We start from the raw sequence: 6,458 nt of genomic DNA, 5'->3' as shown, positions 1-6,458 counted from the left end.
GGCGTGACAGGCCGGTATTCTAACCAACTGAACTACCGCTCCGTATATTCTTGGTGGGTGCTGAGGGGTTCGAACCCCCGACCCTCGCCTTGTAAGGGCGATGCTCTCCCAGCTGAGCTAAGCACCCCAAGAAAAAAAACTAGTTTACAGCATCTTTTAATGCTTTGCCAGCTTTAAATGCAGGAATTTTTGCAGCGGCAATTTTGATTTCTTCACCAGTACGTGGGTTACGACCAGTACGTGCTGCACGCTCACGAACAGAGAATGTACCGAAGCCAACTAAAGTGACTTGATCGCCACTGCTTAGAGCTTTAGTTACGGCAGATGTCATGCCATCAACAGCTTGTGCAGCTTTTGCTTTTGAAATGTCCGCAGCTGCAGCAACTGCATCGATGAGTTCAGATTTATTCACAGCTTAATTCCTCATATCATTATTTATTTATGTCGTCCAAGTCCCAATAGCGACGTTAAGTTATGCTTATGAGTCCCATTGGTTCTGAGTATCTAACTACAGCAAAATCGGCGTGTCAAGACAGTTCATTTGTGTTGTTAGCAAGATTTTATCTAGCTTGCGTGAATAAGCCATCCACTTAAAACCAATTTAGATCATCTGGCATGATTATTGAGATTAAGCAGATGCAGCAAGATAACAACGAGTCAATCTGACAAAAGATTCAACCGTAATCGTTTCAGGACGCTGTGTTGGATCAATATCAGCTGCTTGAAACATATCTATAGAAATCAATTTTTTCAATGTGTTAGCAATGGTTTTTCGGCGTTGGCTGAATGCTTGAGTGACAATGTGACTTAATGTTGCCATGTCGACATCGCCACCAAGGCGTTCTTTACGAGGCTGTAAATAAATGATGGCAGATTCGACTTTAGGTGCCGGTTCAAATGCCTCAGGAGGAACAACAAATAACATGTCCGTCTCACACTGATGCTGAATCATGATACTCAATCGACCGTACTGCTTTGTTCCAGGCTGCGCACAGATGCGCTCAACAACCTCTTTTTGCAGCATAAAACACATATCCGTGATGTACTGAGAATAATCAAGCAAATGGAATAGTAATGGCGTTGTAATGTTGTAGGGCAGATTACCTATTATTCTCAACGGTTCATCGTTACAAACAAGCTGATGATAGTCATACCGCAACGCATCTGCTTCATGAATAGTAAGCTGTTCATAGTTAGAAAACTGGCTTCTTAATAGTGGTACCAAATCTCTATCAAGTTCAATCACATCAAGCTGCGTACAACGCTGTAATAACGGCTCTGTTAAAGCACCTCGTCCAGGACCTATTTCAACAAGATGCTGACCTGCTTCAGGACTTATCGCTTCAACAATTGAATTAATAACTGATTGATCATGTAGAAAGTTTTGTCCAAAACGCTTTCTTGCTCGGGGGAAAGGAGATTGGGTCATGATTTACTCAATGTGTGTTAGCCATCCTAATGGCCATCGATAAAGCAGCATATAAACTGCTAGGATTAGCCTGACCACTTGCAGCTAAATCAAGCGCTGTCCCGTGATCAACTGATGTTCTAATAAAAGGTAAACCCAAGGTGACATTAACGGCCTTACCAAAACCATGATGTTTCAAAACCGGCAATCCTTGATCATGAAACATCGCTAATACAACGTCATAGTTCAGTAACTTATCCTGATTAAATATTGTATCAGCCGGCCAGGCACCTGAGACAGCATAGCCGGCTTTAATATAAGCATCAATCACGGGCTGGATAATATCCACCTCTTCACGTCCGAGATGACCATCCTCACCCGCATGAGGATTTAAACCACATACGGCTATTCTTGGATTGACTAAACCAAAGTGTTGTCGCATCGACTGGTTAATAATCTCAATGACTCGACTCAATTCATCACGATTAATTGCGTCGGCGACCTCCCGTAAAGGTAAGTGTGTCGTTGCCAGTGCGACTTTCAATGACTCTGTTGCCAACATCATGACCACTTTATTGACACCAGCCCCATCAGCAAAAAACTCAGTATGCCCTGTAAATACTTCACCGGCATCATTGATAATGCCTTTATGTACAGGCGCCGTTACCACAGCATCAAATTCATGAGATAAGCAGCCTTCTAATGCTGTTTGCAGTGTTTCCAGCACATAGCGACTATTGAGCTTATCTAATTGCCCTGCTTTAACCGGCACTTTTAAGTGATGAGGCATAACGTAAAGCTCACCAGATTCAGCAATTTTAGGCGGCGCTGACAAATCGACTTCGATCATTTTAATTGATAGACCAAGTAGATCAGCTCGTTCAGCGAGTAATACTGGATCAGCAAGTGCAATGATTTGAGCCTGATGCTTTTGCTGCGCTAGAGTCAGTACCAAATCAGGGCCAATTCCAGCCGGTTCGCCTGGGGTTATTGCAATTCGTTTTATTTCACTCAAGGATTACGGTACTCAACATAGGCCTCATCACGCATCGAACGTAGCCATGTTTCCATTTCTTCATCAATTTTACGCTGGCGAATTTGTTCGCGCGCTTTGCTTCGTTGGTATTCTTCCGCCATGTTTTCTTCACGACGGTCAAAAACTTTAATCAAATGCCAACCAAAACGACTCTTAAACACATCGCTCATTTCACCCACAGCTAGCGAATTCATCTTTTCTTCAAACTCAGGCACCATCACACCCGGGCTAACCCAACCTAAACTTCCACCGTCAATCGCTGAGCCCGTATCATCTGAATTAGCTCGTGCTAACTCGGCAAAGTCTTCACCATTAACAATGCGCTCTCTCAGCTTTTCAAGACGTTGTTGTGCTTCTTCATCAGTGGTTAGCTCATTGGTTTTTATCAAAATATGACTAGCTAATGTTTGCTTGACCAAGTGAACATCTTCACTTTTTTTATCTTTGACTCTGACTAAGTGAAAGCCACTGCCGCTGCGTAATGGTTGACTGACCTCACCTACTGCAAGTGTTGGTACAACATCAGCGAACAGTGATGGCAGCTCACCTTGTTTACGCCAGCCTAATTCGCCGCCTTCAAGCGCATTTTGACCATCAGAATATCCGGCAGCAACTTGAGAAAAATCGCCCCCCTCTTTCAATAAAGCCTGAACTTTTTCCAGCTTTTCTTGTGCTGCTTGCACTTCCTCAGGAGATGCCGCTTCAGGAAGACTAATAAGAATATGTTGTAGATCGTACTCGACTTGTCCACCGTCTTGAATTTTTTGAGTAGCTAGAAAATTGTCGACTTCTCGATCTGATACCACAACTCGGTCTTCAACCTGACTTTTACGTAAACGAGCGATAATCATTTCATCGCGAATCGTTTCACGAAATTGGCTAAAGTCATAACCATCTTTCTCTAAAACATCTCTGAACTGCCTCAAAGTCAATTGGTTTTTATCAGCAATCTGTTTCAGAGCAGCATTAAGTGCATCATCACCAACACGGATACCTACTTTATCTGCTTCCTGAATTTGCAGACGTTGCATAATCAATCTTTCCAGTACTTGTTTACGCAATATGTCACTTGGAGGCATAGCAGCATCTCTCTGACGGATTTGCTGACGAATTGTTTGCTCCATATCCTGTAAATCACTCTCAAGAATGACTTCGTCGTTTACAACTGCAACAATCTTATCTAAAGACTGCGCCCATACATTGGTTGCCAGTAACAAACCGACAATCAGATACTTAATCATTAAATTCTATTACTCCAAATTTATGTTTTAACTTCGTTTCTGTTCGAGGCGTCTAAACGCAATGGACTATCTAGCACATCTCAAGTTCACTCTGCCTCAAACCCACGAATACTGCGTTCTAATAAACTATCAGATTTCTGGCCGAAGCTTCCCAGGCCTTTTAATTCAATTTGCAGATAAATGGCTGTATTCCGTTCTTGATCGGAAACATCATTGACGTAATCACGCATAACTAAACGTGTTGCCCAGCAACAACTGTCATATTGTAGGCCAGCAATTTTTTCCAGCGTTGTACCTTGATCAATTGCATGATACCAACGACCAAAGAATTTCCAGCGTTCAGAAATGGGAATTTGAGTAGACACATCTATCTGCTCTAATGATTCCTCTATCCCATTATTCGGTGTTGGATCATCACGACGATAACGATGTGAAATATTGAAAATACCGCCATTATCATTTTTATAACGTAATCCCACTGAAGACATGTTAGATTTCAAACCACTGGGATCCCATTGAAACTCACTATTCAATGACCACTCATCACCAATATAAGCGACCGCTTCTGCCACCATGTCAGAAGTAGAGTCACGTTCTGCAATGGTACCGTCTAATGTGACACGTTGATCAGTAAAATAACGAATTTGACCAACGGTTAGCTTAAGATTTTCTTTACCTGACTCCTCGTCAATAATCCGTGTTGTTACTGCCAGGGTTAGCTGATTAGCATCACCAATTCGATCCCGACCAATAAATCGATTATGAGAAAATAATCTTAGGGAATTAAATGTTGTCAGGCTCGTATCGAAGTCTGGAATATCTGATTGATCACGTTCGGGAACATAAAGATAAAACGCACGTGGTTCCAGCGTCTGAATATAATTATCACCCCATGCGATCATTTGTCTGTCAAAAAATAGTCCGCTATCTAAACTCGCTATCGGTAAAGTTCTTATGGCACTATCATCATAAGCATTTGTTTTATCATTTTTAAGACTGTACTGCGTATGATTAATGGCTAATCGAGGCGTAACAAAAAATGCGGCTGTTCCCATAGGCATACTGATTGCCGGTTCAATATTGATACGCTGGCCATCGACTTTCTCATTGTGATCGAATTCAACATATTCACTATCTAACTCATAGGTCAATCCTAATGCCTGATCAGGTAGATAACCTTTTAGTAATAACTGAGGTAAGCGTTTGTATTGTTCTTCGACATCACCCAGAGTTTGGTAGCCTTGGGCTCTCGCAGTAAAATTCCACACATCACCGGTATAACCAGTTTCGACATTTCTATTCAAATAAGTCCGGCTAGACAGGCTCAAGCCCGAACCAAAATCTTCAAAATATTCATCATCTGAGACGTAGTTATAATCAACTAAAGCACGCCAGCGGTTATCGAAATAACTTTCATGCTGCCATGAGAATAACTTTCTGGCTTCCTGATAATGAGGATTAAAATCTTCGCCATTACTTTTTAAATCATCCGAGTTCAGATAAGTTGCTTCAACTTCACCTTCTCCTGATTCAAACAAATATCTGAATTGTCCGCCCAGCATTAACCCACGGTCTGACATATAACGTGGCGTTAAGGTGGCATCCAGATTAGGTGCTATATTCCAGTAGTATGGGGTTAATACATCAAACCCGGTTTTATCACTGTTACCAACAGACGGTATTAAGAAACCTGATTTACGTTTGTCGTCTAAAGGAAAATTGATATATGGCGTATAAAAAACGGGCCAGCCCCCCATTCTAATCACCACATTTTTTGCTTCACCAACAGCCGTTTCATGATCTAAATGCACTTTATCTGCTTTGAGCTGCCAGGCGTCGCTTCCTTCTGGACAGGTTGTGTAGGTTGCATCGTCAAGATCCGTCGTTTGCTGACCCTGCCTTAAAATATGAGTCGCCTCACCACGCGCATGCATCTGACGAGTATGATACTGCGCATTCAGCATTTGACCCTGGTCATTTGCGACCGACCACTCCGCCTGCTCAGACTCAATCACCATTTCGCTGTCACGTACGCTCACATTACCACTGGCTCTGACATCACCACTGTTACGGTTATAGGTCGCTCTGTCAGCACTGAGTAATTGATTATCACGCAAAATATCAACATTACCGGAAAAAACAGATGTGCCGTTTTGTAATAGCTGCACTTTGTTTGCTTTTACATCGACAGGGGACTCATTCTCGGATTTTGTTTCTGTGGGGATAGGTAAAAACTGATCTTCGTAACCGAAATGACAAGTTAACCCTTGCTCTTGTTGCGCAGATGCGACACCAGCTGATAAGGATAGTAACAAGGTTGATAATAGCTTCTTTTTGCGCATGTTCATCCTCAAGCTGCAGCTCTAGCCATGATCGACATCCTGACCTAATGATAAATAACTCACAATTTATCGCATATTAATGATGAATCAGCAAATTGAAGAGACTCAGCATTAAACTAAAAATCAGTTTATCTAAATAGGCTCAAGTACTTAGTCTAATTGCTTATCTGTTACTATGTATTGGCGATGAGTGAGATTCCGTTCATGTGCTACTGTGATTGAAATTAATTTGTGATGAAATGTTGACAGTATGAAACTCAGTCCCTATGATATGCGCTTCCTTTCGGGGCTATAGCTCAGCTGGGAGAGCGCTTGCATGGCATGCAAGAGGTCGGCGGTTCGATCCCGCCTAGCTCCACCAAAAACCGAAAGAAAAAGTTTTAGGTCCCCTTCGTCTAGAGGCCTAGGACACCGCCCTTTCACGGCGGTAA

Annotated in this window: 5 protein-coding genes and 2 tRNA genes; 1 reads left to right on the top strand and 6 read right to left on the bottom strand. The window is 42.4% G+C overall.

The genetic code is table 11. The features are described from left to right. Positions 1-51 precede the first annotated feature (51 nt). The 6 genes from B2248_RS00120 to B2248_RS00095 form a co-directional block, all read right to left on the bottom strand. Positions 52-127, bottom strand: a tRNA-Val gene (locus B2248_RS00120). A 12-nt stretch (positions 128-139) separates the two neighbouring features. Then, positions 140-412: an HU family DNA-binding protein gene (locus B2248_RS00115; protein WP_091711754.1), complete on the bottom strand. Its 273-nt coding sequence runs from the start codon at positions 410-412 to the stop codon at positions 140-142. Between the two features lie 216 nt (positions 413-628). Further along, the gene (rsmA, locus tag B2248_RS00110) at positions 629-1,429 is read right to left on the bottom strand and encodes a 16S rRNA (adenine(1518)-N(6)/adenine(1519)-N(6))-dimethyltransferase RsmA (protein WP_273181860.1); all 801 of its coding nucleotides are present in this window, start codon (positions 1,427-1,429) and stop codon (positions 629-631) included. A 7-nt stretch (positions 1,430-1,436) separates the two neighbouring features. Then, entirely contained in the window at positions 1,437-2,423 is a 987-nt protein-coding gene (pdxA, locus tag B2248_RS00105; RefSeq protein ID WP_273181862.1) for a 4-hydroxythreonine-4-phosphate dehydrogenase PdxA, read from the bottom strand. Then, positions 2,420-3,685 (bottom strand): peptidylprolyl isomerase, encoded by a 1,266-nt coding sequence (locus tag B2248_RS00100; RefSeq protein ID WP_273181864.1) that lies wholly within the window; start codon positions 3,683-3,685, stop codon positions 2,420-2,422. Before B2248_RS00100 ends, pdxA begins: the two co-directional genes overlap by 4 nt. 86 nt (positions 3,686-3,771) lie before the next feature. Continuing rightward, positions 3,772-6,027 carry an LPS-assembly protein LptD gene (locus B2248_RS00095; protein ID WP_273181865.1) on the bottom strand — a complete coding sequence of 752 codons (2,256 nt, stop codon included), beginning with the start codon at positions 6,025-6,027 and terminating at the stop codon, positions 3,772-3,774. A 285-nt stretch (positions 6,028-6,312) separates the two neighbouring features. On the opposite strand from B2248_RS00095, the gene B2248_RS00090 reads away from it, so the two are divergent. After that, a tRNA-Ala gene (locus B2248_RS00090) sits at positions 6,313-6,388 on the top strand. Positions 6,389-6,458: the final 70 nt, after the last annotated feature.

The organism is Methylophaga sp. UBA2012 (assembly GCF_002335235.1).
Taxonomy (GTDB): domain Bacteria; phylum Pseudomonadota; class Gammaproteobacteria; order Nitrosococcales; family Methylophagaceae; genus Methylophaga; species Methylophaga thalassica.
The sequence above is the reverse complement of the archived record's forward strand: the minus strand, read 5'-3'. Positions and strand labels throughout refer to the sequence as shown.